This is a genomic window from Streptosporangium nondiastaticum (assembly GCF_003011965.1).
GTDB lineage: Bacteria > Actinomycetota > Actinomycetes > Streptomycetales > Streptomycetaceae > Streptomyces > Streptomyces nondiastaticus.
Genome location: NZ_PXWG01000429.1, coordinates 1 through 246, shown reverse-complemented (window position 1 = coordinate 246; position 246 = coordinate 1). Strand labels below are relative to the sequence as shown.

The 246-nt window shown below is 58.5% G+C and carries 1 rRNA gene; it reads left to right on the top strand.

From position 1 onward, the window contains the following. Positions 1-246, top strand: a 23S ribosomal RNA gene (locus B7P34_RS36545); the annotation flags it as partial.

The following is a 246-nucleotide window of genomic DNA, read 5'->3' as shown; positions in this document are numbered from 1 at the left end:
ACCAGGAGGTTGGCTTAGAAGCAGCCACCCTTGAAAGAGTGCGTAATAGCTCACTGGTCAAGTGATTCCGCGCCGACAATGTAGCGGGGCTCAAGCGTACCGCCGAAGTCGTGTCATTGCAGCAATAGGGCCAACGCCCGCTGTGATGGGTAGGGGAGCGTCGTGTGCCGGGTGAAGCAGCCGCGGAAGCGAGTTGTGGACGGTTCACGAGTGAGAATGCAGGCATGAGTAGCGATACACACGTGG